Source organism: Clostridioides sp. ES-S-0006-03 (assembly GCF_020662275.1).
GTDB lineage: Bacteria > Bacillota > Clostridia > Peptostreptococcales > Peptostreptococcaceae > Clostridioides.
Genome location: NZ_JADGMM010000010.1, coordinates 67,367 through 94,005, shown reverse-complemented (window position 1 = coordinate 94,005; position 26,639 = coordinate 67,367). Strand labels below are relative to the sequence as shown.

General features: G+C 29.6%; 28 protein-coding genes, 2 pseudogenes and 1 riboswitch. Of the genes and pseudogenes, 22 read left to right on the top strand and 8 right to left on the bottom strand.

Going from position 1 to position 26,639, the window contains the following annotated elements:
• Positions 1-76: 76 nt before the first annotated feature.
• From IR151_RS14115 to IR151_RS14105, 3 genes are all read right to left on the bottom strand, one after another.
• Positions 77-673 (bottom strand): TIGR04100 family radical SAM protein, encoded by a 597-nt coding sequence (locus IR151_RS14115; protein ID WP_227435467.1) that lies wholly within the window; start codon positions 671-673, stop codon positions 77-79.
• A 26-nt stretch (positions 674-699) separates the two neighbouring features.
• Positions 700-1,227 carry a TIGR04002 family protein gene (locus tag IR151_RS14110; protein ID WP_227435465.1) on the bottom strand — a complete coding sequence of 176 codons (528 nt, stop codon included), beginning with the start codon at positions 1,225-1,227 and terminating at the stop codon, positions 700-702.
• 371 nt (positions 1,228-1,598) lie between these two features.
• Positions 1,599-2,597, bottom strand: a complete 999-nt coding sequence (locus IR151_RS14105; protein ID WP_227435461.1) for a D-2-hydroxyacid dehydrogenase — start codon at positions 2,595-2,597, stop codon at positions 1,599-1,601.
• Positions 2,598-3,285: 688 nt separating this feature from the next.
• Between IR151_RS14105 and hadA the strand changes: the two genes are divergently transcribed.
• The 8 genes from hadA to IR151_RS14065 all read left to right on the top strand — a co-directional run bounded on the left by hadA (position 3,286) and on the right by IR151_RS14065 (position 12,856).
• The gene (hadA, locus tag IR151_RS14100) at positions 3,286-4,485 is read left to right on the top strand and encodes an isocaprenoyl-CoA:2-hydroxyisocaproate CoA-transferase HadA (protein ID WP_227435459.1); all 1,200 of its coding nucleotides are present in this window, start codon (positions 3,286-3,288) and stop codon (positions 4,483-4,485) included.
• A 38-nt stretch (positions 4,486-4,523) separates the two neighbouring features.
• The gene (gene hadI, locus IR151_RS14095; RefSeq protein ID WP_227435457.1) at positions 4,524-5,324 is read left to right on the top strand and encodes a 2-hydroxyisocaproyl-CoA dehydratase activator HadI; all 801 of its coding nucleotides are present in this window, start codon (positions 4,524-4,526) and stop codon (positions 5,322-5,324) included.
• Positions 5,325-5,338: 14 nt separating this feature from the next.
• Positions 5,339-6,565: a (R)-2-hydroxyisocaproyl-CoA dehydratase subunit HadB gene (hadB, locus tag IR151_RS14090; protein ID WP_169468259.1), complete on the top strand. Its 1,227-nt coding sequence runs from the start codon at positions 5,339-5,341 to the stop codon at positions 6,563-6,565.
• On the top strand, positions 6,565-7,692 hold the full coding sequence (gene hadC / locus IR151_RS14085; protein ID WP_227435455.1) for a (R)-2-hydroxyisocaproyl-CoA dehydratase subunit beta: 1,128 nt from the start codon (positions 6,565-6,567) through the stop codon (positions 7,690-7,692). Before hadB ends, hadC begins: the two co-directional genes overlap by 1 nt.
• 47 nt (positions 7,693-7,739) lie before the next feature.
• Positions 7,740-8,873: a putative isocaproyl-CoA dehydrogenase AcdB gene (gene acdB, locus IR151_RS14080; protein ID WP_227435447.1), complete on the top strand. Its 1,134-nt coding sequence runs from the start codon at positions 7,740-7,742 to the stop codon at positions 8,871-8,873.
• 32 nt (positions 8,874-8,905) lie between these two features.
• Positions 8,906-9,691, top strand: coding sequence for an electron transfer flavoprotein subunit beta (gene etfB / locus IR151_RS14075; RefSeq protein ID WP_227435445.1), 786 nt, complete (start codon positions 8,906-8,908; stop codon positions 9,689-9,691).
• Positions 9,692-9,709: 18 nt separating this feature from the next.
• Positions 9,710-10,747 carry an electron transfer flavoprotein subunit alpha/FixB family protein gene (locus IR151_RS14070; RefSeq protein WP_227435443.1) on the top strand — a complete coding sequence of 346 codons (1,038 nt, stop codon included), beginning with the start codon at positions 9,710-9,712 and terminating at the stop codon, positions 10,745-10,747.
• Between the two features lie 477 nt (positions 10,748-11,224).
• A complete protein-coding gene (locus tag IR151_RS14065) occupies positions 11,225-12,856 on the top strand; it encodes a sigma-54 interaction domain-containing protein (protein WP_227435441.1) in 1,632 nt (543 codons plus the stop codon).
• Positions 12,857-13,003: 147 nt separating this feature from the next.
• Here the strand turns inward: IR151_RS14065 and fba are convergent, their stop codons facing one another.
• Entirely contained in the window at positions 13,004-13,930 is a 927-nt protein-coding gene (fba, locus tag IR151_RS14060; protein WP_227435439.1) for a class II fructose-1,6-bisphosphate aldolase, read from the bottom strand.
• A 203-nt stretch (positions 13,931-14,133) separates the two neighbouring features.
• Between fba and IR151_RS14055 the strand changes: the two genes are divergently transcribed.
• From IR151_RS14055 to rlmD, 3 genes are read left to right on the top strand one after another with little or no spacing between them, the layout of a single operon-like run.
• The gene (locus tag IR151_RS14055; protein WP_227435437.1) at positions 14,134-14,463 is read left to right on the top strand and encodes a DUF1904 domain-containing protein; all 330 of its coding nucleotides are present in this window, start codon (positions 14,134-14,136) and stop codon (positions 14,461-14,463) included.
• Entirely contained in the window at positions 14,463-15,185 is a 723-nt protein-coding gene (locus IR151_RS14050; protein WP_227435435.1) for a pseudouridine synthase, read from the top strand. Before IR151_RS14055 ends, IR151_RS14050 begins: the two co-directional genes overlap by 1 nt.
• Before the next feature lie 32 nt (positions 15,186-15,217).
• Positions 15,218-16,573: a 23S rRNA (uracil(1939)-C(5))-methyltransferase RlmD gene (gene rlmD / locus IR151_RS14045; RefSeq protein WP_227435434.1), complete on the top strand. Its 1,356-nt coding sequence runs from the start codon at positions 15,218-15,220 to the stop codon at positions 16,571-16,573.
• Between the two features lie 81 nt (positions 16,574-16,654).
• Here rlmD and IR151_RS14040 read toward each other — a convergent pair whose 3' ends face one another.
• On the bottom strand, positions 16,655-17,356 hold the full coding sequence (locus IR151_RS14040) for a tyrosine-type recombinase/integrase (RefSeq protein ID WP_413927308.1): 702 nt from the start codon (positions 17,354-17,356) through the stop codon (positions 16,655-16,657).
• Positions 17,353-17,538 carry an Arm DNA-binding domain-containing protein gene (locus tag IR151_RS20510; protein WP_413926646.1) on the bottom strand — a complete coding sequence of 62 codons (186 nt, stop codon included), beginning with the start codon at positions 17,536-17,538 and terminating at the stop codon, positions 17,353-17,355. Before IR151_RS20510 ends, IR151_RS14040 begins: the two co-directional genes overlap by 4 nt.
• Positions 17,539-17,845: 307 nt before the next feature.
• Between IR151_RS20510 and IR151_RS14035 the strand changes: the two genes are divergently transcribed.
• From IR151_RS14035 to IR151_RS14005, 6 genes and pseudogenes are all read left to right on the top strand, one after another.
• On the top strand, positions 17,846-18,088 hold the full coding sequence (locus tag IR151_RS14035; protein WP_227435432.1) for a hemolysin XhlA family protein: 243 nt from the start codon (positions 17,846-17,848) through the stop codon (positions 18,086-18,088).
• Between the two features lie 3 nt (positions 18,089-18,091).
• Positions 18,092-18,906: pseudogene (locus tag IR151_RS14025) on the top strand (N-acetylmuramoyl-L-alanine amidase).
• 250 nt (positions 18,907-19,156) lie between these two features.
• Positions 19,157-20,257: pseudogene (locus IR151_RS20505) on the top strand (DUF6765 family protein); the annotation flags it as partial.
• A gap of 45 nt (positions 20,258-20,302) precedes the next feature.
• Positions 20,303-20,785 (top strand): jacalin-like lectin, encoded by a 483-nt coding sequence (locus IR151_RS20500; RefSeq protein WP_413926650.1) that lies wholly within the window; start codon positions 20,303-20,305, stop codon positions 20,783-20,785.
• 294 nt (positions 20,786-21,079) lie between these two features.
• Positions 21,080-21,379 (top strand): hypothetical protein, encoded by a 300-nt coding sequence (locus IR151_RS14010; protein ID WP_219674377.1) that lies wholly within the window; start codon positions 21,080-21,082, stop codon positions 21,377-21,379.
• A 32-nt stretch (positions 21,380-21,411) separates the two neighbouring features.
• Positions 21,412-21,711 carry a hypothetical protein gene (locus IR151_RS14005; protein WP_227435422.1) on the top strand — a complete coding sequence of 100 codons (300 nt, stop codon included), beginning with the start codon at positions 21,412-21,414 and terminating at the stop codon, positions 21,709-21,711.
• A gap of 245 nt (positions 21,712-21,956) precedes the next feature.
• Here IR151_RS14005 and IR151_RS14000 read toward each other — a convergent pair whose 3' ends face one another.
• Entirely contained in the window at positions 21,957-22,157 is a 201-nt protein-coding gene (locus IR151_RS14000) for a cold-shock protein (RefSeq protein ID WP_021384215.1), read from the bottom strand.
• A 226-nt stretch (positions 22,158-22,383) separates the two neighbouring features.
• Positions 22,384-22,560 (bottom strand): hypothetical protein, encoded by a 177-nt coding sequence (locus IR151_RS13995; RefSeq protein WP_227435413.1) that lies wholly within the window; start codon positions 22,558-22,560, stop codon positions 22,384-22,386.
• A gap of 52 nt (positions 22,561-22,612) precedes the next feature.
• A riboswitch (cyclic di-GMP riboswitch) is annotated at positions 22,613-22,709 on the bottom strand.
• Positions 22,710-22,917: 208 nt separating this feature from the next.
• Here IR151_RS13995 and IR151_RS13990 point away from each other — a divergent pair.
• The 5 genes from IR151_RS13990 to IR151_RS13970 all read left to right on the top strand — a co-directional run bounded on the left by IR151_RS13990 (position 22,918) and on the right by IR151_RS13970 (position 26,564).
• The gene (locus tag IR151_RS13990; protein ID WP_227435410.1) at positions 22,918-23,295 is read left to right on the top strand and encodes a BlaI/MecI/CopY family transcriptional regulator; all 378 of its coding nucleotides are present in this window, start codon (positions 22,918-22,920) and stop codon (positions 23,293-23,295) included.
• Between the two features lie 106 nt (positions 23,296-23,401).
• On the top strand, positions 23,402-23,569 hold the full coding sequence (locus IR151_RS13985) for a BlaI/MecI/CopY family transcriptional regulator (protein ID WP_227435400.1): 168 nt from the start codon (positions 23,402-23,404) through the stop codon (positions 23,567-23,569).
• A 661-nt stretch (positions 23,570-24,230) separates the two neighbouring features.
• The gene (vanR, locus tag IR151_RS13980) at positions 24,231-24,926 is read left to right on the top strand and encodes a VanR-ABDEGLN family response regulator transcription factor (RefSeq protein ID WP_227435395.1); all 696 of its coding nucleotides are present in this window, start codon (positions 24,231-24,233) and stop codon (positions 24,924-24,926) included.
• Positions 24,927-24,961: 35 nt separating this feature from the next.
• Positions 24,962-25,477: a VanZ family protein gene (locus IR151_RS13975; protein WP_227435392.1), complete on the top strand. Its 516-nt coding sequence runs from the start codon at positions 24,962-24,964 to the stop codon at positions 25,475-25,477.
• A gap of 28 nt (positions 25,478-25,505) precedes the next feature.
• On the top strand, positions 25,506-26,564 hold the full coding sequence (locus IR151_RS13970; protein ID WP_227435390.1) for a sensor histidine kinase: 1,059 nt from the start codon (positions 25,506-25,508) through the stop codon (positions 26,562-26,564).
• The last annotated feature ends 75 nt before the right edge of the window (positions 26,565-26,639 follow it).

Genomic DNA, 26,639 nt, shown 5'->3' with positions numbered 1-26,639 from the left:
TTTAAAGACCCACCTATAGTTAACTATTTTCATATGTCAACTTTGTATTAAGGTTTTAAATACTAATTTATAATTGTTAGTTTTTATGTCTAACTCTAAGTGGTATATCAAGTTCTTTTGCTAATTGTTTAGATTCTTCTATTTCCTCTGGAGATATTTCATCTACTACTGAAAAGGCAACTTCTTTTATATATTCTTTGCAATCTTTTGCAAAATCTAACATGTAGTCAAATGATTTTTCTCCAAACTTTGGTTGAGTAACTCTATTATAAGCTTCTTTATTTGGAGCATTAAGACTTATTGATACTGCATCTATCACATCTTTTAACATAATAGCAGTTTTTTTATTGTGTATTAAATCACTTAGACCATTTGTATTTATTCTTGTTTTGATATTACTTTTCCCTTTTACAAATTTAGCAACTTCTATTAATTCATTTATTCTCATTAGTGGTTCACCATATCCACAAAATACAATTTCATCATATTCATCTAAATTATATTTGTCAAAGGCTTCTTTTACTTCATTAATACTTGGTTCGTGTTCTAACCATAAGCTACCACTATTTGCTACTTCATCTTTTTCATTTCTTATGCAAAACACACAGCTACATGGACATGTATTAGTTATATTTACATAGATACTGTTTTCAATTGTATATAAGATATTCATAATTTTCCCTCCATAAATTTAAGTTTTTAGTTAAAATAACGTCTTTTAAAATCAAGTTTATCAAGTGCTATCCCTAGAAGTACAAACACAATAAAGCTTCCTATTGGCTGTAACAAACCAAGTAAACTCATTACAAAAGCACTTGTAAAGCTTCCAATAATTATTCCCTCAGCAAACATATATAAAACTAGACCTACTATGCCTGCTACAAATGAAGCAATTATATTTCGTTTATTTATTATCTTGTCACTTTTAGAAGTGAAAAATAATACGAGTATTGGCTTTATAATTATAGTTGGTATTACCCATATTGCAGCTCCTGTAGATAAATCAGCTAGACCAGCGCCTATTGCAGAGGCTGCTATAGCATAGTTTGTTGGTAAAATAGTTGCAGCTAGATAAATAAAGGCATCTCCTATATGAACATATCCATTGTTTCCACCAACTGGAATATGTAATATATAAGCTATTGTCAAACATATTATAGACGCAAATAGCGCTGAAGTGACGATACAGGTCGTCTTTTTAGAAGTAGCTTTATTCATTTTTTCCAATATAATCCCTCCTCAAAAATCCCAAACTAGTATTCTTGTAATGTTTTCTTATAAATATATTAATATTAATCATACAATTTTCATAGTTTGTTTGGTATTTTTCTGGTAAAAAGTGAATTGTACCCATTCAAAGTCTTTTGATGGAAAAGTAGATTGTAATTAGGATAATTTAATAGGATAATTAGAAAGGTTGTTGTAAATTTGATATAAAATATAACAAATAGTAGGTGTATACAAATAATATAAAATAAGAAAAATAATATAAGAGAGTCATACTCAATGTATATTGAATAGACTCTCTTATATTTGGGAAATTAAAGGCTATTTTGTTAGATAATAGCTAATTAATGAAAAAATATATTTATAAAATACTAATTTACTCTATTAGCAGCAGTTCCTGTGCTTATAACATCTACAGCACTACTTAAACTAGAATAAACTATATTTTCTATCGCTGTACTAGTGAAGAATCCAAGGTGATGAGTAAATATAACTTGCTCCATAGAAAGAAGTTTGTTGATTTCTGGGTCAGTTAATTCACCTGGGTTCATTTTTTTATTTAAGAATAATCCTTCAGTTTCAAATGTATCAAGGGCAGCAGCTCTTATTTTTCCAGCTTCTAGTGCTTCTATTAAGTCCCCTGTCTTAATTAAACCACCACGACCAGTATTTACTATGTAAGCGCCATCCTTCATTATAGCTAAAGTATCTTTATTTATCATATGTTTTGTTCCTTCAAGTAAAGGAGTATGTAATGTTATAAGGTCAGCTTCTTTAAGAAGGTCTTCTAAAGAATCTTTATAAGTTAATATATCATTTAAATCTTTATTTGGATATTGGTCAAATGCAATTACATTAGCTCCTAAGCCTTTGAATAATTTGGCAGAAGTAGCACCTATTTTTCCTGTACCTATAACACCAACTGTGATAGATCTAACTTCTGTTCCAAGAAGTTCAGCTATCCAACGATAGTCACCTTCACAGACTTTTTTCTTTACTAAAGGAGTCTTTCTTAAAAGGTTCATAGCTTGAGTAACAGCTAATTCAGCTATTGCATTAGGTGAATAAGAAGGAACATTTGTAACAATAAGTCCATTTTCATTAACTAAACCAAAATGTATCATGTCCATCCCTGCAGTTCTTGAAGCTATAACCTTAACCCCAGCATCTTTTAAAGTTTCATAAATATAAGGGTTATCTATATAGTTAGTTTGTTGTATAGATATACCATCATATCCTTTAGCTTTTACTACATTTTCTTCAGTCATGTTTTCAGGATAAATATCCACTTGAACATCCTTATGTTCTTCAGACCATTGTTTTATTACTGGTTCTTCATAATCGCGTGCTCCAAATACTAGTATTTTCATATCAATACCCTCCTGTAATTATTAAATTATATGGTAATTTTTCATTTAGAAATAATATGTAGCAATATAAGGTTATATTTTTATACAAAATTTTTAAGGTTAAAAATTTAGTTTTGAAATTGTTTTCCCTGTGTTATTTTGATATTTAGTTATTTTTTATTTAAGATAATAATTGCTCTAAACATTTATCAAAGAAATTGTTATTTTTTAGATTAAATATTATTAAAAAATTATCTAAGTTTTAAATTAGTTAACTAATCAATTGATTAATTACAATGATAGCATGTGTTTTTGAGTTTAGCAATGAAAATTTTTTTTGAAAAGTCAAGCTTTTTCATAAAAAAATATATAAAAAAAACTTTTAAAGGCATAAAAAAAATGGCAAAATGCTATGGAGAGTTGCATGATGCCACGATATGAAATTAATAATGCAATTGTATATTGTTAAAAAACATTCAAATCAAGCGATATTTTGCTTAAATATAAAGTTGGCACGATAAATGCTTAACAATATAGGTGTAAGACAATAAAAAATATAAAAAATAATCATTTATAACTTTTAATAATTTTATAAGTTATCTCAATAAGATTAGGAACTTTGACATCAAATAGTTAATATCAGAAAAAAGTACTTTATATGTGATTTAATTGAATTTTTATAATTGATACTATTAAGGAGGAAAACGTTATGCTTTTAGAAGGAGTTAAGGTAGTAGAACTTTCAAGTTTCATCGCAGCACCATGTTGTGCAAAAATGTTAGGTGACTGGGGTGCAGATGTTATTAAAGTTGAGCCTATAGAAGGTGATGGAATAAGAGTTATGGGTGGAACATTTAAATCTCCAGCATCAGATGATGAAAACCCTATGTTTGAATTAGAAAATGGAAATAAGAAGGGTGTAAGTATTAATATAAAATCAAAAGAAGGAATAGAAATATTACATAAATTAATATCAGAAGCAGACATATTTGTAACTAATGTTAGAGTTCAAGCATTAGAAAAAATGGGTATAGCTTATGACCAAATAAAAGATAAGTATCCAGGACTAATATTTGCTCAAATATTAGGATATGGTGAAAAAGGACCTTTAAAAGATAAACCAGGATTTGACTATACTGCATACTTTGCAAGAGGAGGAGTTAGCCAATCTGTAATGGAAAAAGGAACATCTCCAGCAAATACAGCAGCAGGATTTGGTGACCACTATGCAGGTTTAGCATTAGCAGCAGGAAGTTTAGCAGCATTACATAAAAAAGGAAAAACTGGTGTAGGTGAAAGAGTAACAGTAAGTCTTTTCCATACAGCTATATATGGAATGGGAACAATGATAACAACAGCACAATATGGAAATGAAATGCCTTTATCAAGAGAAAATCCAAACAGCCCATTAATGACTACATATAAATGTAAAGATGGAAGATGGATTCAATTAGCTTTAATACAATACAATAAGTGGTTAGGCAAATTCTGTAAGGTTATAAATAGAGAATATATATTAGAAGATGATAGATACAACAACATAGATTCAATGGTTAATCACATTGAAGATTTAGTTAAGATAGTTGGAGAAGCTATGTTAGAAAAAACATTAGATGAGTGGTCAGTTTTATTAGAAGAAGCAGACTTACCATTTGAAAAAATCCAAAGCTGTGAAGATTTACTAGATGATGAACAAGCTTGGGCAAATGACTTCTTATTTAAGAAGACATATGATAGTGGAAATACAGGTGTTTTAGTTAATACTCCAGTTATGTTTAGAAATGAAGGAATAAAAGATTATACACCAGCACCAAAAGTAGGGGAACATACTATAGAAGTATTAAAAACTTTAGGATATGACGAATCAAAAATAAATAACTTAAAAGAAGATAAAGTTGTAAGATACTAATTAGTATTTCTAGATTTTGGGAAAGGAGAATACTAAAGATGTATACAATGGGATTAGATATAGGTTCAACTGCATCAAAGGGAGTAATTTTAAAAGATGGAGAGGATATTGTGGCTTCAGCTACGATATCTTCTGGTACTGGGACTACTGGACCATCAAGAGTTTTGGAAAAATTATACAGTGAGTCAGGCCTTGGAAGAGAAGACATTGAAAAAATAGTAGTTACAGGATATGGGAGAATGAAATATTCTGATGCTGACAAACAGATAAGTGAGTTAAGTTGTCATGCTAGAGGAGTAAACTTCATAATTCCAGAAACAAGAACCATTATTGATATAGGTGGTCAAGATGCTAAAGTACTAAAGCTAGATAAGAATGGAAGATTACTAAACTTTCTTATGAATGACAAATGTGCTGCAGGTACAGGAAGATTTTTAGATGTAATGGCAAAAATAATAGAGGTTGATGTATCTGAACTCGGAAGTATATCTATGAATTCTCAAAATGAAGTATCAATAAGTAGTACATGCACAGTGTTTGCAGAATCTGAAGTTATATCACACTTATCAGAAAATGCAAAAATTGAAGATATAGTAGCAGGTATTCACACTTCAGTAGCAAAGAGAGTTTCTAGCCTAGCAAAAAGAATAGGAGTACAAAGAAACGTAGTAATGGTTGGTGGAGTTGCCAGAAATAGTGGAATTGTAAGAGCTATGGCAAGAGAAATCAATACAGAAATTATTGTACCTGATATACCTCAATTAACTGGTGCTTTAGGAGCAGCATTATATGCTTTTGATGAAGCAAAAGAATCACAAAAAGAAGTGAAAAATATATAAAAAGAGGGATGACAATGTCTGAAAAAAAAGAAGCTAGAGTAGTAATAAACGATTTATTAGCTGAACAATATGCAAATGCATTTAAAGCTAAAGAAGAAGGAAGACCTGTAGGTTGGTCAACATCAGTATTTCCTCAAGAGTTAGCAGAAGTATTTGACTTAAATGTATTATATCCAGAAAATCAAGCAGCTGGGGTAGCGGCTAAAAAAGGTTCTTTAGAATTATGTGAAATGGCTGAATCTAAAGGATATTCTATCGACCTATGTGCATATGCAAGAACAAACTTTGGTCTTTTAGAAAATGGTGGATGTGAAGCTTTAGATATGCCAGCTCCAGATTTCCTACTTTGCTGTAATAATATATGTAATCAAGTTATAAAATGGTATGAAAATATTTCAAGAGAATTAGATATACCTTTAATAATGATTGATACAACTTTCAATAATGAAGATGAAGTAACTCAATCTAGAATAGACTATATAAAAGCTCAATTTGAAGAGGCTATAAAACAGTTAGAAATTATATCAGGAAAGAAATTTGACCCTAAGAAATTTGAAGAAGTAATGAAAGTATCAGCTGAGAACGGAAGACTATGGAAATATTCTATGAGTTTACCAGCAGATTCTTCTCCTTCACCAATGAATGGATTTGATTTATTTACTTATATGGCTGTAATAGTTTGTGCTAGAGGTAAAAAAGAAACTACAGAAGCATTTAAATTACTTATAGAAGAGTTAGAAGATAATATGAAAACTGGAAAATCTTCTTTCAGAGGAGAAGAAAAGTATAGAATAATGATGGAAGGTATACCTTGCTGGCCATATATTGGATATAAAATGAAAACATTAGCTAAATTTGGAGTTAATATGACAGGTAGTGTTTATCCACATGCTTGGGCATTACAATATGAAGTTAATGATTTAGATGGAATGGCAGTAGCATACAGTACTATGTTTAACAATGTAAACTTAGACCGTATGACAAAATATAGAGTTGATTCTTTAGTAGAGGGTAAATGTGATGGAGCATTCTATCATATGAACAGAAGCTGTAAACTTATGAGTTTAATACAATATGAAATGCAAAGAAGAGCAGCTGAAGAAACTGGATTACCATATGCTGGATTTGATGGTGACCAAGCTGACCCTAGAGCCTTTACTAATGCTCAATTTGAAACAAGAATTCAAGGTTTAGTTGAAGTAATGGAAGAAAGAAAAAAACTTAATAGAGGTGAGATATAATGGAAGCTATTTTATCTAAAATGAAAGAAGTAGTTGAAAATCCAAATAAGGCTGTAAAAGAATATAAAAATGCAACTGGTAAAAAAGCTATAGGTTGTTTCCCAGTTTATTGCCCAGAAGAAATTATACATGCAGCTGGAATGCTTCCAGTTGGTATATGGGGAGGACAAACAGAATTAGATTTAGCTAAACAATATTTCCCTGCATTTGCATGTTCAATAATGCAATCATGTCTAGAGTATGGATTAAAAGGTGCATATGATGAATTATCTGGAGTTATCATACCAGGTATGTGTGACACATTAATTTGTTTAGGACAAAACTGGAAATCAGCAGTACCTCACATAAAATATATATCATTAGTACACCCACAAAACAGAAAACTTGAAGCTGGTGTAAAATACCTAATCAGTGAATACAAAGGTGTAAAAAGAGAACTTGAAGAAATATGTGGTTATGAAATAGAAGAAGCAAAAATTCATGAAAGTATAGAAATTTACAATGAACATAGAAAAACTATGAGAGACTTTGTTGAAGTAGCTTATAAACATTCTAATACTATAAAACCATCAATAAGAAGCTTAGTAATTAAAAGTGGATTCTTTATGAGAAAAGAAGAACACACTAAATTAGTAAAAGATTTAATAGCAAAATTAAACACAATGCCAGAAGAAGTCTGTTCTGGAAAGAAAGTTTTATTGACAGGTATATTAGCAGATTCTAAAGATATATTAGATATTTTAGAAGACAATAATATAGCAGTAGTAGCTGATGATTTAGCTCAAGAAACAAGACAATTCAGAACAGATGTGCCTGCAGGTGATGATGCATTAGAAAGATTAGCAAGACAATGGTCAAACATAGAAGGTTGTTCATTAGCTTATGACCCTAAGAAAAAACGTGGGTCACTTATAGTAGATGAAGTTAAAAAGAAAGATGTAGATGGTGTTATCTTTTGTATGATGAAATTCTGTGACCCAGAAGAATACGATTATCCTTTAGTTAAGAAAGATATAGAAGATAGTGGAATACCTACTTTATATGTTGAAATCGACCAACAAACTCAGAATAATGAACAAGCAAGAACTCGTATTCAAACATTTGCTGAGATGATGAGTTTAGCTTAAGTTCATTAAAATAAATTTACTATAAAATATGAAAATTGGAGGAAGCTATGTTATATAACAAAGAGCAAGAACTTTTAAGAAAAGCAGTAAGAGATTTTGTTAGTAAAGAATTAGATACTTTACCAGCAGAAATGGATAAAACAGGTGTAATGCCTAAGGAATTAATCAAAAAATTAGCTGAAACAAAATTTATAAGCAGTAATATCCCAGAAGAATATGGTGGTGGGGGAGCAGGATATGTTTCTTACGCTATCATAATGGAAGAAATAGCTAGAAGATGTGCTTCAACAGCTACTTTCGTTACAGCTGGTTCTTCTCTTGCTACATTACCAATACTTTACAATGGTACTGAAGAGCAAAAACAAAAATACTTAAGAGGTTTAGCAACAGGTGAGTTAATAGGAGCATTTGGTTTAACTGAGCCAGGAGCTGGTTCTGATGCTGGTGGACAACAAACTACAGCAGAATTAGTAGGAGACCACTACATATTAAATGGTAGAAAAACTTTCATAACTAATGGACCATTCTGCGATATAGCTATAGTAATAGCAGTTACAGATAGATCTAAAGGTCTTAGAGGAACATCAGCATTTATAGTAGAAAGCAAATGGGATGGTTTCTCAACAGGAGCTCATGAAGATAAGATGGGTATAAGAGGAACTGAAACTTCTGACTTAATATTTGAAAATGTTAAAGTTCCAAAAGAAAACCTTATAGGAAAAGAAGGTAATGGATTTAAAATAGCAATGGGTACTTTAGAAGTAGGTAGAATAGGTGTTGCTGCCTTAGCTCTAGGAATTGCTCAAGGTGCTTTAGATGAAGCTGTCAAATATACAAAACAAAGAGTTCAATTTGGTAAGCCTATAGCTAAATTCCAAAATACTCAATTTACTATAGCTGATATGGAAACAAAAGTTTGTGCAGCTAGAGGATTAGTTTATGATGCAGCACAAAAGAGAGATGCAGGAATGAGAGTTGCTCAAGAATCTGCAATGGCTAAATATTATGCAGCAGAAGTTGCAAATGAAGTTGCTTATAAAGCATTACAACTTCACGGTGGATATGGATTCATAAAAGATTATGAAATCGAAAGAATGTACAGAGATGCTAGAATCGTATCAATATACGAAGGAACATCAGAAGTTCAAAAAATGGTAATTTCATCAAACGTATTAAAATAATAAATAATCTAATGAAATTGGAGGTATAGACTTTGAAAATATTAGTTTGCGTAAAACAAGTTCCAGATACTAACGAAGTAAGAATAAATAAAGAAACAGGTACTCTTATAAGAGATGGAGTTCCAAGTATATTAAACCCAGATGATGCAAATGCATTAGAAGAAGCATTAAAAATTAAAGATGAGCATGATGATGTAACTATAACAGTTATAACAATGGGACCTCCTCAAGCAGATTTTATGCTAAGAGAGTGTTTAGCTATGGGGGCTGATGATGCAATATTATTAAGTGATAGAGCATTTGGAGGAGCTGATACTTGGGCTACATCAAATACTATCGCAGCAGGAATATCTAAAATAGGTGACTATGATATAATATTTGCAGGAAGACAAGCAATAGATGGAGATACTGCACAAGTTGGACCACAAATTGCAGAAAAATTAAACATTCCTCAAGTTACATATGTACAAGACTTCAAAATAGAAGGAAAAGACATAATAGTTCAAAGACAATTAGAAGATGGATATGAATTAATTAAAGTAAGTACACCTGTACTTTTAACAGCAGTAAAAGAATTAAATGCACCTAGATATATGTCTGTTGATAAAATAGTTAAAGCATATAAACATGATGTAAAAGTTTGGACAATTGATGATTTAGACGTAAATAAAGAAGAAGTTGGCTTAAAAGCATCACCAACTAAAGTATTTAGATCATTTACTCCTGAGCCAAGAGGAAAAGGAGAAATCTTAGAAGGTAAAGCTGACGAAATAGCTAACAAAATAATAATAGGTCTAAAACAAAAGCACATTATATAAGTTGGAGGAGTACAAACTATGAATGATATAAAAGATTTAAGTTCTTATAAAAACGTATGGATATTTGCAGAGCAAAGAGATGGAAAAATAACTCCAGTAGTTATCGAATTATTAGGAGAAGGAAGAAAATTAGCTAAAGAAGTAGATGCAGAACTTTGTGCAGTATTATTAGGAAAAGATGTTGATGGATTAGCTAAAGAATTAATTTCTTATGGAGCTGATAAAGTTTATGTTGCAGATGATGCTCTTTTAGAAAAATATACAACTGATGCATATACAAAAGTAATAAAAGATGCAATAGATGAAATAAAACCAGAAATAATGCTTTTTGGAGCAACTCATATAGGTAGAGACTTAGCGCCTAGAATAGCTTCAAGAGTAGGAACTGGATTAACAGCAGACTGTACTAAACTAGAAATAGACCCAGAAGATAAGAAAATAAAACAAACTCGTCCAGCATTTGGTGGAAACATAATGGCTACAATCATTTGTCCAAACCATAGACCTCAAATGTCTACAGTTAGACCTGGAGTTATGGATAAAGCTGAAAAAGACGAAACAAGAACTGGTGAAGTTATAGCATTAGATTACAAAATAACTCAAGATGATATAAGAACTACTGTTTTAGAAACAGTTAAGAGTAAAAAAGATTTAGTATCTCTTACAGATGCAAATGTTATAGTATCAGGTGGTCTAGGATTAGGTGGACCTGAAGGATTTGAAATGCTTAAACAATTAGCTGACAAATTAGGTGGAGTAGTTGGTTCTTCTCGTGCAGCTGTAGATGCTGGATGGATAGACCATTCTCACCAAGTAGGTCAAACAGGAACTACTGTTAAACCAAACCTATACATAGCTTGTGGTATATCAGGAGCAATACAACATTTAGCAGGTATGCAATCATCAGATTTCATAATTGCTATAAACAAAAACCCAGCAGCTCCAATATTAGAAATTGCTGATTATGGAGTAGTTGGTGACTTACATGAAATAGTTCCAATGCTTATAGATAAATTAGATAGCGTTGATGATTTATTAGAAGCTATAAAAGCTTAATAGGTAACAAGTACCTAAATATTACTGATGAAATAAGCCTTATTAGTTAGTAACATAAATATTATTACATAATATGGTTATTACTAAATTGTATTTGTCAGTTATTAAAAAGTCTGTTTGAATAAAATTTTATAATACAAGATATCTAGATAATCCTTATATGTATATTACTTACAAAATGTGAGTCATATTCTATAAGGATTATCTTTATTTTCAAAAATAAGCACTAATTTTAATTAAATTGTGTTAAACAGACAAATAATTACCGAATATGTGATAAAATACAATTAAAAGCAAAATGAAATTTTTAACAAACTATGACCATTAAAATTATCTGTAAGTTGTATTTTAATGAAGCAAGATATTAAAAAAAGACAAATAAGGAGTTGGTTGTATGTGCTAATAGTATTTATTGTAAGCAAACAATAAATTTTGTATGTAGTTCAATAAATTACTTAATGAAAGGTGCGAATATTGATGGATAATAATTTGATAGGGCTTATAGAACATGTAGAAAATCCAGTTATTTTATGCAAAGAGTCAGGCGAAATAATATACTGTAATCATCTAATAGATAATATTTTTAGCTTTCTCGATATAAAAAGACCTAAAAATATAAATGAATTAGATTCAAATTTTGACAAAAAAGATATACTGGTGAATAATAAAAAGAAAATAGCTTTTAGAGAATTAAGAATGACTGCACATATTTATAATATGAAAGATAATGATAATGAAAATAACATAGTTTATTTATTTGAGAAGTCTGTAATATCTGACAAAATAGTTGAGGATATAATAGAACATATAGATGAAGTTGTCGTTGTATTTAACAAAGATGGAGTAATTGAAAAGATGAATACTGTCAGTGATGAGATTTTACCTTTTAAAAGAACTGAAGTACTTGGTAGAAATATAACAGATCTTGTCAGACAGGGGTTAGTTGAAGAACCAATAATATTAAATATGCTTAAGGTAAAGAAAAAGATTTATAGAAATATTGTTTATCCTGATGGAAAGCTTATCGCTTATACAGCCGTTCCAATATGGGACTCAAAAGGAAAACTTACAGGAGGAGTACTTACAGGAAGAGATATATCAAGGGTTATTAAACTTGAATCTCAGATAAGATATAGTGATGTATCAGAAGATACAGAGTATATAAGCCAAAGTAAGACTATGGACAATATAAAAAAAGTTGTCAAAAGAGCTGCAGCATCAGATTCTTCTATATTTATAAATGGAGAATCAGGCGTAGGAAAAGAAATTATAGCTAGGACAATATATAAGTATAGTTCAAGAAGGGAAAAGCCTTTTATAGCTATAAACTGTGGGGCTATACCAAATGAATTATTAGAATCAGAGTTTTTTGGATATGAAGAAGGTTCTTTTACTGGAGCTAAGAAAAAGGGTAAAAAAGGACTTTTTGAAGAAGCAAATGGTGGAACTATATTCTTGGATGAAATAGGTGAATTGCCAATGCAAATGCAAAAAAAATTACTTAGAGTTATACAAGAAAACACAATTACTAGAATTGGTGGGAGTAAACCTATAAAGATAGATGTTAGATATATAAGTGCCACTAATATTTCTCATGAGGACCTTAGAAACAACCTTAAATTTAGACAAGATTTATACTATAGATTGAGTGTTATTCCAGTAAAGATACCACCACTTAGAGAGAGAAAAGAAGATATAGTTCCATTAGTGGACTACTTCCTAAAACTTTATAATGATAAGTACAATAGAGAAGTAGAAGTTTCACCTAAGGTTATTGAATTATTGGAAGAATACTCTTGGCCAGGAAATATAAGAGAGTTAAAAAATATTATTGAAAGATTTGTAGTATTATCAGCCAAAAACGTAATTGGAGAAGATGAATTTAATATGCTTATAAATCTGGATATGATTGATAACGAATCAAATGATTTATCACCAATAGTGGTAAATGGAATTATGAATCTGAATGATGCATATAAAATGGTAGACCAAATAATGATAAGTAAGGCTATAAATAAATATGGGTCAATAACAAAGGCAGCCGAAGTGATAGGCATATATCCTTCCACAATACATAGAAAGATAAAAAGCGGATATATTCGTGTTTAGTAGATAATTATATGCTATATTAATTAATTTTATAAAAAAATATATTTTTAAATACATAACCTATATACAACTTAAAAGAGATGGCTTAGAAATAAATTTAATTACTCTAAGTCATCTCTTTTCTTTTATAAATATTTAAAAGTTATATTAGTTTATAGAGTTAGCAGAACCTAAAACATCATCTATTTTACTTTCAACTACAGCTTGTATAGCATCTCTACCAGCGCCAATGTATTTTCTTGGGTCAAATTCTTTTGGATTTTCAGCTAAGAATTTTCTAACAGCAGCAGTCATAGCTAGTCTTAAGTCAGTATCCATGTTTATTTTACAAACAGCCATAGAAGATGCTTTTCTTAACATGTCTACAGGTACACCTTTAGCTCCAGCTATATTTCCACCAAATTCATTACATGTAGCAACAGCGTTTTGGTCAACAGCAGATGCACCATGAAGAACTATTGGGAAACCTGGTAATTTGTTTTGGATTTCTTCTAGTATATCGAATCTTAATTTAGCTTCTCCTTTGAATTTGAAAGCACCATGAGAAGTTCCTATAGCTATTGCTAATGAATCAACTCCTGTTCTTTCAACAAATTCAACTGCTTCAGCAGGTTGAGTATATTTATGAACATCAGAAGTAACATCATCTTCTGTTCCAGCTAAAACACCAAGTTCTGCTTCAACAACAACACCTTTAGAGTGTGCATATTCAACAGCTTCTTTAGTTATTTTAACATTTTCTTCAAAGTCAAAATGAGATCCATCTATCATAACTGAAGAGAAACCAGCATCAATACAAGTTTTAATAGCATCCATATTTGGACCATGATCTAAGTGAAGAGCTACATCTACACCTATTTCATCAGAAGCAGCTTTAACCATCTCAACTAAAGTATGAGGTCCAGCATATTTAACAGCTGACATAGAAGCTTGTATCATAACATAAGAATTTTTAGCTTTAGCAGCTTTTAAAACACCTTGTAATTGTTCTAAGTCACTTATGTTAAATGCACCTATAGCAAATCCACCTTCGTAAGCTTTTTTAAACATTTCTTTTGTATTAATTAATGCCATTTTAAACTCCTCCTATTAACTTTTAAAATTTACCCATCACTTATATTATAACGTTAAATCAAAAAAAGTACATAGTAAATTGTAATAACTATAAATTACAAGTATAATGTTAAATAGAAGATAATAGGATTAGGCAGAATAATAAAGAATAGCAACAATTTAGGAAGAATTAAAATAAAGAAGGGTTAAATAAAGGAGTCAATATGCCACAGATAAAGATAAGAGGAATTCATGAAAATGATATATGTAAAATAAGTGAAAAAATGATAGATGCTTTAGTTGAAGCTGTAAAATGTCCAAGAGATTACTTTGAGATAGAATGTATAAAATCAGTTGCAATAAGAGATGGTAAAATAGCAGAAGTGTATCCTTTTGTTGAGATAGCATGGTTTGATAGAGGACAAGAAGTACAAGATACAGTAGCAAGAATAATAACTGATAGTATAAGAAATAATTTAGATGTTGAAAGTATGGATTTAGCATTTACATTATTTGAAAAAGAAAAATATTATGAGAATGGAGAACATTTTTAATGGCTAAGAAGCAACGTATAGATAAAATTCTTTCAAACTTAGGTTATGGAAGTAGAAGTGAGATAAAGAAATATTGTAAGCAAGGTTCTGTAGTAGTAAATGGAAGTGAAGTTTCAAACCCAGGGACTCAAGTGGATACTGAAAACGATGAAATATTATTCAATGGAGAAGAAGTTTTCTATAGAGAATATATATATTTAATGATGAATAAACCAGATGGATATATATCAGCAACTACAGATAAATACGACCCAACAGTTTTAGATTTGATTGATGTATCATACTTAGCATTTGAGCCATTCCCTGTTGGAAGATTAGACAAAGACACAGAGGGATTGTTAGTTCTAACTAATGATGGGAAGCTTTCTCACAGAGTTTTATCGCCTAAGAAGCATGTGCCTAAGACTTATTATGCAAAAATTGATGGGATAGTGACTGAAAAAGATGTAGAAGCTTTTGCAGAAGGAGTAGTACTTGATGATGGGTACAAAACTATGGCATCTCAGTTAAAAATATTAAAGAGTGATGAGGAATCAGAGATAGAACTTACAATACATGAAGGTAAATTTCACCAAGTTAAAAGAATGTTTGAAAGCGTAGATAAAAAAGTAGTATACTTAAAAAGATTGTCTATGGGTAATTTAAAGTTGGATGAAAGTTTAGAGTTAGGCGAATATAGAGAGTTAACAGATGAAGAAGTAAAGTTGATTGAAGAAAGATAATAAAGATACTATAGTAAATTGGAGGAGAATTTGTGAAGAAAAAGGATATTATAGAATTTGAAGTAGATAAAATGGAGTTTGGAGGCACATCCTTAAGCCAAGTTGGAGATAGAGTTATCCATATGAAGGGCGGAATAAGTGGTCAAAAGGTAAAAGCTGCTGTTAAAAAAGTTAGAAGCAAAAAAGCAGAAGTTAAGATGATGGAGTTGCTTGAACATTCACCACTTGAAACTGAAATACCTTGTAAGCACTTTAGAGAGTGTGGAGGATGTACATTACTATCAGTGCCATATGAAAAGCAATTAGAAATAAAAGAAAAACAAGTTATGGATTTGTTTTTAAAGCAAGACTTATTTGGGTTTCAGTTTTTGGGAATAGAAGGAAGTCCTGAAAACAAGTACTATAGAAATAAAATGGAATATACTTTTGGAGATGAAGTAAAAAATGGACCTTTAACATTAGGACTTCATAAAAAAGGAAAGCATATAGATATACAAACTGTTGAAGAATGTATGTTAGTTGATGAAGACTTCTCAAAAGTATTAGTATCTAGTGTAGAATTTTTCAATGAAAAAAATCTTCCTTATTATAGAACAATGAATCACAAGGGATATTTAAGACATCTTGTAGTTAGAAAAGGGATTTATACTAATGAGATTATGGTTAATATAGTTACTTCTTCTCAGGAAGATTTTAATATGAATGAATTTAAGGACATGCTTTTAGAACTTAATTTAAAAGCTGAGTTGGTAGGTGTACTTCACACTATTAATGATGGTCTAGCAGATGCTGTTCAATGTGATGAGTTAAGAGTTTTATATGGAAGAGATTATATACAAGAGGAAATTTTAGGGCTTAAATTTAAGATTTCTCCATTTTCATTTTTCCAAACCAATACTAAAGGAGCAGAGGTTCTTTATAGTATTGCTAGAGATTTTATTGGAAATTACAATGATAAGGTTGTATTTGATTTATATAGTGGTACTGGGTCTATTGGACAGGTTATGGCTGGTGCAGCTAAGAAGGTGTATGGTATTGAAATAGTTGAGGAAGCTGTTGCTGCGGCTAATGAGAATGCCAAGTTAAATGGACTTACTAATTGTGAGTTTATTGCTGGAGATGTTGCTAAGGTTGTTAAAGATTTAAAGGATAAGCCTGATTTAATTATTGTTGACCCTCCTAGACCAGGGATTCATAAGGATGCTATTAGGGATATTTGTGGATTTGGTGCGGAGGAGATTGTTTATATTTCTTGTAATCCTAAGTCTTTGGTTGTTGATTTGGTTGATTTTAAGAGTTATGGTTATGAGATTAAATTGGTCAAGTGTATGGATATGTTCCCAAATACTCCACATTGCGAGACTGTAGTTAAACTTATTAGAGAATAACAGGGTTCTAGCTGTTTGAATGATGTTATAAAGGTGTATTTGCCACCGATTTGCCACCGTAATTATTTTTCGGTGGCAAATTTACTCTACAATGCTTTCAAAAATATTTACTGTTTGGTTTCTCATGTTGTTAGTTACATGTGAATATGTGTCCATAGTTGTTGATATTTTAGCATGCCCTAATCTATGCTGTATATCTTTTATATTAGCACCATTTTCTAATAACATAGTAGCATGTGTATGTCTTAAACTATGAAAATTAAAATCTATACCAAGTTCGTAATTCACGACTCTGCTCAAATATTTTAAACTGTTTGTTGTTACATGCTCACCCATTACTTCGCCACCACGCATTCCAGTATTAAATGCTATTTGTAAAGGAATGTAGAAACTAGAGCCTTGTGGGAATCTTTCTAAGATTTTATTAAAATCTTTTAAACTTATAATTTTTAAATCATTTTTTTTATTTTCTTGCATTTTAGGCATATGTACGTATTGCATAGGATTTTCTTTTATAAATTTAAATGGATATACGGCTGATTTTAGAGCTCCACTTAAAACAACATAAAAATTATTGATAGAATTTTTGCTAAGACCAAATTTTGACTTATCATTTAAAAATTTCTGCAATTTAGCAGGATTAAGATTTTTTAGTTTGTATTTTCCTAAATCCTGTTTTAAATGATTTTTTATAATTTTTCCATAGTTTTTTTGTGTACCATATTTACAATTTAATAAAACATATTCTTTGTACCAAAAATCTAAGAAGTCAGAGAAGCTCATTTCATTATCTGAAATAATTGACCTTCATTTTCAAACTCGCTTAGAGCATCTCTTAACGCTTTTTCGGCTTCTTTTTTAGTTTTGCCACCAACTCTTTCTATCTTTTTTCTTTTACCATTAATAGTCCCTAAGTCAAAGTAATAATACCATTTTTCACCACGTTTTCTTATTCCACCTTTCATAATTTTTTCTCCTCTCAAAATTAAATACTCTAACTATATTAGATCAATTAAATATATTCTAAAAAATATATATTTGAATTGTTCATTGTATTTTAACTAGCATAAATTTTTCTTATTTCTTTTCTCCATTTCTTTTTTACCATAAATATCACATAAGTAAGTAGTATATAGAGTCTATAAATCTAGCAACTAAAGAACTAGTAATAAAGATATGCCAGTCAATTTAAGCAATGAAGAACCAGTGATATTAAAAAAGGACTTAATTAAACCTAAGTCTTTTTTTTATATAAAAAATAAAGAGGCTTACATGAATGAAGAACTTTTCAACGCAGATTTAAAAAGACATGAAACAAGAATAAATAAACATGGTGAAGAAATAGACGAATTAAAGATAGCGAATATAGAATCTAAAGCAGAGTTAAAAGCATTGTGTGAGAACTTAAACTCACTTACAAGTATGTTAAAGTGGTTGATTGGGACAATGATTACAACACTTGTAGGGTTCTTTATATTTGCAATACAGAAAGGAATATCTTTAGGAGGAAAATAAATAATGAAAATATGTATTACAGTAGGACACAGTATTTTAAAAAGTGGCGCATGTACTTCTGCTGATGGAGTAGTTAACGAGTATCAATATAATAAATCTCTTGCACCAGTATTAGCAGATACATTCAGAAAAGAAGGACATAAGGTGGATGTAATAATCTGCCCCGAAAAGCAGTTTAAAACTAAAACAGAAGAAAAGTCGTATAAAATGTGGGATATGACTTACTCATAGAGTTACATCTAAATGCAAGTGATGGTCAAGGAAAAGGTTCAGAGGTGCTATATTATAGTAATAAAGGTCTAGAGTATGCAACTAGAATATGTAAGAAACTAGGCACAGTATTCAAAAATAGAGGTGCTAAATTAGACAAAGGATTATATATTTTAAATAGCTCCAAGCCTACAGCCATATTAATTGAAAGTTTCTTCTGTGACAATAAAGAGGATTATGAGAAGGCTAAGAAACTTGGGGATGAAGGAATGGCCAAATTAATTGTAGAAGGCGTATTGAATAAAACTATAAATAATGTAGAGGTGGGCAAAATGTATAAACACACAATAGTGTACAGTGGTGATGATAAGGTATCAGCAGACATCTTAGGACTATATTACAAGAGGTCAAAAGAAAGTTATTTAGTAGTAGACATAAAAGACTATAAGCCGCATCAAACACAAAATTTGCATGTAATTGGTGGAGTAACTTGCAATAAGATGAAAGAAATGAGTAAGACCACAGGAGAAAAGTTTACTCAGATATATGACAATGATGTGTGGTCTACAATGGATAAGGCTAGAGAGTTTGTAAAAGAAATATTGTAAGTTTTAAATATTTATTTAAACATGTGTGAGGATAAAAAGAATGTATATCAAAGTTCTTTTTATCTGCTTTTATTATAAATGTATTTATTAAAATTATAAGAATATGTTTTTGGCTATTTATACGCTTTTAATGACCAGTTATGCAAAAAAATATTTAATATTTATAATATTTTGTATATTGTTGAAGGTAAATCTATATAAATAAATTTACATAGATTTATTTTTAAAAATAAAATTAAGAGGTGATTTTATGAATTTAGATTTTCATTATTATGGGACATATCTTGCAGCCAAGATAACAGGTTATGATGATAATGAGTCAAATACAATCGCTTATGCTGCACAATATGTAGATGAATCGAGTAAAAGTATGATTCTTGATGATGTAAACTTTACATTTCCTACAATACAGACTAATTCAGAATTTGAAAAATATTATGCAGATTTTACTTCATGGGGTTATAAATGGAATATTGACAGTTTGAATTAAATAAAGATAGTGTGGATACCATTTCATTTTTTACCTGGGAATTTAAATGAACAATACAACTATAATGGTGTTAAGGAAAGCAAAGGTCTTACAACAAACTGGAAGTTTAAAGATGGAGATGAACAGAAATTTAGATTGATGTGTTTGCTAAATAGTGAAACTGTGTCAGCTATTATAAATGACCTAATCTATTTTCATAATACTGAAGAATATAAGTTACAATTTATTGGTATGAGAATGCATGTACTTGCTGATACATGGGCACATATGTATTTTATTGGTAAGCCAGAATGGTATATTAATGATGTTAAAGAATTTATTGCTGAAGAGAGCAAACACATAGAAGAAACTAAATGGACTAAAGCAGAAGAGTATCGTAATAATGGTTGGCATTCTATTAATTTCACAGGAACTCCTGATGTTGGTGGATATGAAGGAATTGCATATCTTGGGCATGGAAGAATGGGTCATATACCAGATTATGGATATCTTAATTACAGATATATTCCAAATTGGAGTTGTACTGATGATAAAGTGAAGATACAAAAAAATAATCAAGATAATTTCTTTAAAGCATTTTGTCAAATGGTATATGCACTAAAGTGTATTAAGAATGGTACTGATTTTAGTCTAAATCAATATGAGAGTTTAACAGAAAATCAGAAAACAGAAGTTACAAAAGTAATAATAACTAGAAAAGATGACCAGTCAGATGCATGGGAAAAAGCAATAAAAGCTTTAGGATATAGTTCTTTAGATAAATTTGATAAGAATAAATGGAAAAATGAATTTATAAAATCTTCTAATAAAGAAAAGACAGATTATTATTATTTTAATTTGGTTGCAAAAAAACATGTAGACTATGTAATTGACTTTCTAGAGGAAAAAGAAGTACCGTTAGAAGAAATGTGTAGTAAATATTGTGAATTTAAAACTTTTGATGATACCCAATTTGCTAAAAATAAAAATAGAGTAACAAAAATTATACTTAGAGGAGCTTATATAGCTGATTCTATACAATTTGTATATGATGGAAAATATAAGACGCCAGTACACGGAGAAGCATTAGGAGGAAATGAAACATCTATGGTTTTAGATGCTGATGACTATATAATTAAGATAAGTGGTTCAGTAGGATTATATGAAGGTGGAGAACCGTATCCTAATTCACCAACTAGAACAATCGGAAAAATAACTTTTTTAACCAAAAAAGGAAAAACGATAACAGCAGGGTGTGAAACTATGTTTAAATCATATGGGACTTTTACTCTAGAACCACTTGCAGGTAAACAAATTTTTGCGCTTCAAGGTTCATATTTAATACGTAAATTAGAATCAGAAACTAACAAGCGATATTTAGATTGTTTGGGAATTGCAAGTACAAAATAACTACAGATTAATTAACTGTTGTTATTTTATACTTAAGAAAATAACATAATATTTTACATTTATAATGAGAGTGTTTCCTATATGAGGGTAAATATAAAAATATTACATATATTAGAGTTCTTGTAAGTAATTCATCAAATAAAAAATATAAATATTTTTGTTGTTTTTTTATATAAATAGCATCTATTTGTCCACTTATGCCTTTTCAATGACTAGTTATACAAAAGTATTGAAAATTATGAATATTAATATTATTATGAATATAAGTCGAATATACATATTAGGAGGTTTTTTATGAATACTTTGTGTGGTGGATGGTCAGATTTTAAAGTAGTAGAAAAAGAAAATTTAGAAATATTTAACGAGGCTATAGGAATGTTAAAAGGTGTTGATTATGAACCGCTTATTGTTTCTACTCAAATTGTAGCTGGGATGAATTATAGCTTTATTTGTAATGCTACTTTAGTTACCAAAAATCCAAGAAGTTTTTTAGCAGAGATTGTTGTTTTTAAACCTCTATCTTGCGAAGAAAACAATAAAGCAATAATTACTCATATTAATGAGATACATAATTATACACATACACACAGATAATAAAAAATATTAATCTAGTGAGGAGTCACAAAATGAGACTAAATATAACTCAACAAAATACTATAGAGGTTGAAAATAGTAAAAAAGAAGATGTATATTTTGTAATAGTTGGCGAGGTTTTTTTTGAACGCCATGGTAATACATTCAATAATATCACAAACAACAATGTAGATAATTATGAAGTTGAAGTGTTGCCAACTGATAATATTAATTTAGAACTTAAAATAACATCCTCAAGAAATACAAATCGTGTTTATGTAATTGTTGAGGACAAGCAATACAATCATGGTGCAGTATTTTTAAATCCGACATTAAAAGAGGAAGATAAATAGATTAAATTAAAGTAACTGTGTCTGTAAAATGTAAATTTTATTAATACAGTTACTTTTATGTGATATAATAAAAAAAATAGAAGTGTACTACCAATACACTTCTATAGCTGCAATTAAGCACTCTCATGTTGGGGAGTGCTTTTTTCATTTCTCCAAATAACCTTGTTTTTTTCATCAATAATTATCTTATATATACTAGCAATAAAAAAAGACCCTAAAAGAGTCTTTCCCGAAAAATCTATATATTATAATATAGTTATATTTTCTGCTTGAGGACCTCTAGCACCTTTAACTATATCAAAGCTTACTTGTTGACCTTCTTCTAATGATTTAAATCCTGAAGTTTGTATAGCTGAGAAATGAGCAAATACATCATCTCCACCTTCTATTGATATAAAACCAAATCCTTTTTCATTATTAAACCATTTCACTATTCCATTATTCATTAAAAATACTCCTATTAACCTATATCAAGATATACTTGATTTAATTGTGTATTAACACAAATACTATTGTATCATAGATTAATAGAAATGTCTACTTAATTATATTTTTTAGTTAACATTTTTGGTTATTCTTAATATTAAAAATATATTTGAGCGTTTTATATTGGTATATATTAATAGAAATGTAGATAAAACTAAAAAGGGTTCTCTAGAAAACAAAATCTATTTAATTATACTTACTTACCAATACCATCACTTGATGTAAGCAATTTTCTACTACATTTTCTCCATACTCTAATATAAAATCATCTAACTGTGTATCTATAAAATCACAATAATCATATGAACTACCAATATATGCAGTCAACATGTGTGTACATCTATCCATTTTATCTCTAAACATATATTATTATCCCCCTAAAAAACTTTCATAAAAACAAAAAGAACAATATCTTTTTGGCAACTGGCTGACATAACTTATAAGATATTTTACAAGTCTTAGCCCCTATAGCTTTGCGTCACTAAATTTCTCTAGTTTTGCCTATTTAGTTTTATTCTACAATTTAATAATACAATGTAATTAGTTATTATTCAACATATGTGTTTGAAAATTGAATAAGTTTATAAATATGAATAGTATTTTTTATATATAAAAACAAACTAAAATAGTAGAATATATGTAAAATTTTACCTGTAGTTTTTGTATTAAAAAGCTTCTATTATTAGTTTAAGTTAGACTGAACGAGGGAGCGACATTAAGATGGAAGAAGAAATGTTAATAGAAAAATTATTAAGAGCCGAACTAATAGTAATGGAGTATTTATGGAAAAAAGATTCTGAAATGTCTAAAAAAGAAATTGTAAAAGATATAAAACAGATGTATGTATGGCATAAAAGTACAATAAAAACACTACTAAAAAGATTGGTTGACAAAGGTTATTTGGTTAGAGATATTATAAAGTTTCAATCTCATTATAAAATAATAATAGATAACAAAGAATATTACGCTTTTAAGAAAAAAGTACTAAAATCTAGTAAAAGTAGAAAAATAATGCGTTCACTTACTACTACACATAAAACCGTAAGTAAAGAAAAGTTAGATTCACTAGAAGAGTATTATAAAAACTTAAAAGAATAATATGGTAAATTTTGGATGAGAGTATTTGGATAAATTCTCTTGTTTTGAAAACTTTATTGAGATAGAATTTATTTATACATAAGTTGGTAATGGAGGGGTATATAATATGAAAATTAGTAAATTACCAGAAGCAGAGTTAAAAGTTATGAGATATATTTGGGAATCAGATAGAATATTAACATCAAGAGAAATTGTTGAAGCTATGGAAGAAAAATATAAATGGAAAGATACTACTACATTTACAGTATTAAAAAGATTACAAAGAAGAGTTTAGAAACTTAAAAGATGAGGAATAAAAAATGGTGGCAAATTATGTTTTGCCACCATTTTGCCACCGTTTCAAAATAACTTGTTTTTTATTAAAAAGTTTAATATAGTATTATACAGTGCAGTAGTTTCAATTACTGTAAAAATAAGATAGGTTAGATAGTTTCAAGAAATATGCAATAGTTTTAACGTTTCAAGAAACTCTATATTGCGAGACTGCAGTATTGATACAACGAGTTGATATGTAGAAATTCTATGTTTTAGGCAATTTTGCAAGTATATCGTCTTCACAGGTGATGCTGATAAAATCAGAAATAAGGTCATTAAAAACTATATCAATGTTTCTGTGGTGTTGATATAGAGTGTGAGGATACAACGAAATAAAGATGGAGAATCAAAGGAGTACTGTGAAAATGGTACTCCTTTTCTCGGAGGATTTCAGAGCGCAGGGTACAAAAACTTTGTAAAGAAAATGAATACCAAGTATTATACATTTTAGTCGTATCTGGTGGATATAAAAAGAAGCAGAAAAACCGAAAGATAATCGTAAAAAGTTGTAGAGTTAGGAAATTCTTAATAATTTCTTATGCAGGAAATCATAAATAGTAAAGATTCTTTTGATACAATAATAAAATATCTTGTATATGCGCGAAAGGAGGAAAACAGTTATGAATGATAAAATTCTTGTAGTAGATGATGAACATGATATAGCGGACTTAATAGAGGTCTATCTGCAAAATGAAAACTATATCGTATTTAAGTATTATTCAGCTAAGGAAGCTCTTGCTTGTATAGAAAATACAGAGCTTGACCTTGCTATTTTGGATATTATGATGCCTGATGTAAATGGATTTGATATTTGTCGAAAAATACGTGAGAAGTACAATTTTCCAGTTATTATGCTAACTGCAAAAGATGAGGAAACTGACAAAATCACAGGATTAACTTTAGGAGCTGACGATTATGTCACAAAACCTTTTCGTCCCCTTGAATTAATTGCTAGAGTAAAGGCACAGCTGCGTAGATATAAAAAATACAATCCTATACAAGAAGAATCTGATACAAGTTCTGTTTTATGTTATTTAGGTTTAGAAATTAATACTAAGACATATGATTGTCTAATTGACGGAAATCCTATTTCACTTACACCAACGGAGTATTCCATACTTTGTATTTTGCTACAGAACAAGGGAACTGTTGTTAGTTCAGAGGAATTATTTTATAAAATATGGCAAGATGAGTATTATAGCAAAAGTAACAATACAATCACTGTTCATATACGACATTTGCGTGAAAAAATGGGTGATACTATTGAAAAACCTAAATATATCAAAACTATATGGGGAGTCGGTTATAAAATTTAACTACAACTCACTATGAGGAGAGGAAAAATTACGCTATGAATAAAAAAAAGAAACATTTAAAAATAATTAGTTGTGTATTATTCATACTTTATTTAATTTTATTAGTATGGATTATATTGTTTAAACTACAATTCAGAATAAGCGATATAGGTTACACAAGGAGTATCAACTTGATTCCATTTCATTACTCTACTTCTGTTGGAGAACAGTTTCATTTTGAGGAAGTGAGAGATAATATTTTAATTTTTATTCCTTTCGGAGTTTTACTTTCCATGTTGTCATCAAGAATGAAACTACAAAATAAAGTTCTTATTATTTTTGGAAGCAGTTTTATCCTTGAAATGATTCAGTATATTCTTGCTATCGGAAGTACAGATATTACAGACTTAATCACCAATATGTTTGGTGGAATAATTGGTATTGGTCTATATGCATTACTGCTGAAAATACTAAAAGATAAGCAAAAAACAGATATAGTAATTTCAACTCTAGCTGGAATCTTTGCAGTTCTTTTTTTAGCACTGATGACAGTTCTTCTGTTATCCAATTAATAAATGTATAGATATGGAGGTGATAGCAATGACAAATATTGGTACAGAAAAGAAATTACGTATGAAACTATTTATAAGCTTAATTATATATACCTTAGCTGGGTATATTTTGGTAATATTATTCGATTATGGATTCAGTAGATTTTCAAACACATTTTTTCCGTGGCTACATCTTAGAATTGACTTAATTTATTTTCTATATTTGATTATAGGTTTTTTCTGTATTTTTTATCATTACTGGAAAAAACCATGGGGATATTTGCAGGAAGTCATGAATGCCACTAAAGTAATATATCAACTAAATGACAGCACCATTGAATTATCTGAACCACTCAAAGATATGGAAAAGCAGATGAACCAAATAAAAATGGCTGTTCTACTTAGCCAGCAAGCTGTAAAAGAAGCTGAAAACAAAAAGAATGAATTAGTCATGTATTTAGCTCATGATATTCGCACACCTCTTACCTCTGTAATAGGTTATTTAAGTCTGCTGGATGAAGCACCTGACATGCCTATAGAACAGAAAGCAAAATATGTTGGAATTGCTTTGAAGAAGTCTATGCGTCTGGAAAAGCTTATTGATGAATTTTTTGAAATCACAAGGTACAATACACAGCAAATTCAACTAACAAAAACAAATGTAGATTTATACTATATGCTTGTGCAACTCATTGATGAGTTTTATCCTGTATTATCTGCTAAAGGAAATTCTGTTATACTCAACGCAAATGAGAATTTGATGGTTTATGCTGATTCTGAGAAACTAGCTAGAGTGTTTAACAACATGCTCAAAAATGCTGTTGCATACAGTTATCCTAATACAGAAATTCTTATTTACGTTCAAAAGGAACAGGATAAGATTAAAATTAAATTTGAAAACCAAGGACATACTATTCCACCAGAACAATTATCTACAATTTTTGAAAAATTTAACCGTTTAGATGATGCTCGTAAATCGGACAGTGGTGGTGCAGGTCTTGGGCTTTCTATTGCCAATGAAATTATTCTTTTACATGGTGGAGAAATTTTGGCTCAAAGTGAAAATGATAGGATTATTTTTATTGTATTACTTCCAATTCAATCTTAGGAAAACATTAATTAGATATTAGGATTTTCTTAGGAATTTATCCTGTTAATATTAAAGTTTAAAACATCCTTGTTT

Excerpts from the sequence above, each read along its gene's own strand:
- IR151_RS14115 (WP_227435467.1), bottom strand. The coding sequence starts at position 673 with ATGAATATCTTATATACAATTGAAAACAGTATCTATGTAAATATAACT.
- IR151_RS14105 (WP_227435461.1), bottom strand. The coding sequence starts at position 2,597 with ATGAAAATACTAGTATTTGGAGCACGCGATTATGAAGAACCAGTAATA.
- hadA (WP_227435459.1), top strand. The coding sequence starts at position 3,286 with ATGCTTTTAGAAGGAGTTAAGGTAGTAGAACTTTCAAGTTTCATCGCA.
- hadI (WP_227435457.1), top strand. The coding sequence starts at position 4,524 with ATGTATACAATGGGATTAGATATAGGTTCAACTGCATCAAAGGGAGTA.
- hadB (WP_169468259.1), top strand. The coding sequence starts at position 5,339 with ATGTCTGAAAAAAAAGAAGCTAGAGTAGTAATAAACGATTTATTAGCT.
- hadC (WP_227435455.1), top strand. The coding sequence starts at position 6,565 with ATGGAAGCTATTTTATCTAAAATGAAAGAAGTAGTTGAAAATCCAAAT.
- acdB (WP_227435447.1), top strand. The coding sequence starts at position 7,740 with ATGTTATATAACAAAGAGCAAGAACTTTTAAGAAAAGCAGTAAGAGAT.
- IR151_RS14070 (WP_227435443.1), top strand. The coding sequence starts at position 9,710 with ATGAATGATATAAAAGATTTAAGTTCTTATAAAAACGTATGGATATTT.
- IR151_RS14065 (WP_227435441.1), top strand. The coding sequence starts at position 11,225 with ATGGATAATAATTTGATAGGGCTTATAGAACATGTAGAAAATCCAGTT.
- fba (WP_227435439.1), bottom strand. The coding sequence starts at position 13,930 with ATGGCATTAATTAATACAAAAGAAATGTTTAAAAAAGCTTACGAAGGT.
- IR151_RS14055 (WP_227435437.1), top strand. The coding sequence starts at position 14,134 with ATGCCACAGATAAAGATAAGAGGAATTCATGAAAATGATATATGTAAA.
- IR151_RS14050 (WP_227435435.1), top strand. The coding sequence starts at position 14,463 with ATGGCTAAGAAGCAACGTATAGATAAAATTCTTTCAAACTTAGGTTAT.
- IR151_RS14040 (WP_413927308.1), bottom strand. The coding sequence starts at position 17,356 with ATGAGCTTCTCTGACTTCTTAGATTTTTGGTACAAAGAATATGTTTTA.
- IR151_RS20510 (WP_413926646.1), bottom strand. The coding sequence starts at position 17,538 with ATGAAAGGTGGAATAAGAAAACGTGGTGAAAAATGGTATTATTACTTT.
- IR151_RS14035 (WP_227435432.1), top strand. The coding sequence starts at position 17,846 with ATGAATGAAGAACTTTTCAACGCAGATTTAAAAAGACATGAAACAAGA.
- IR151_RS20500 (WP_413926650.1), top strand. The coding sequence starts at position 20,303 with ATGTGTAGTAAATATTGTGAATTTAAAACTTTTGATGATACCCAATTT.
- IR151_RS14010 (WP_219674377.1), top strand. The coding sequence starts at position 21,080 with ATGAATACTTTGTGTGGTGGATGGTCAGATTTTAAAGTAGTAGAAAAA.
- IR151_RS14005 (WP_227435422.1), top strand. The coding sequence starts at position 21,412 with ATGAGACTAAATATAACTCAACAAAATACTATAGAGGTTGAAAATAGT.
- IR151_RS14000 (WP_021384215.1), bottom strand. The coding sequence starts at position 22,157 with ATGAATAATGGAATAGTGAAATGGTTTAATAATGAAAAAGGATTTGGT.
- IR151_RS13995 (WP_227435413.1), bottom strand. The coding sequence starts at position 22,560 with ATGTTTAGAGATAAAATGGATAGATGTACACACATGTTGACTGCATAT.
- IR151_RS13990 (WP_227435410.1), top strand. The coding sequence starts at position 22,918 with ATGGAAGAAGAAATGTTAATAGAAAAATTATTAAGAGCCGAACTAATA.
- IR151_RS13985 (WP_227435400.1), top strand. The coding sequence starts at position 23,402 with ATGAAAATTAGTAAATTACCAGAAGCAGAGTTAAAAGTTATGAGATAT.
- vanR (WP_227435395.1), top strand. The coding sequence starts at position 24,231 with ATGAATGATAAAATTCTTGTAGTAGATGATGAACATGATATAGCGGAC.
- IR151_RS13975 (WP_227435392.1), top strand. The coding sequence starts at position 24,962 with ATGAATAAAAAAAAGAAACATTTAAAAATAATTAGTTGTGTATTATTC.
- IR151_RS13970 (WP_227435390.1), top strand. The coding sequence starts at position 25,506 with ATGACAAATATTGGTACAGAAAAGAAATTACGTATGAAACTATTTATA.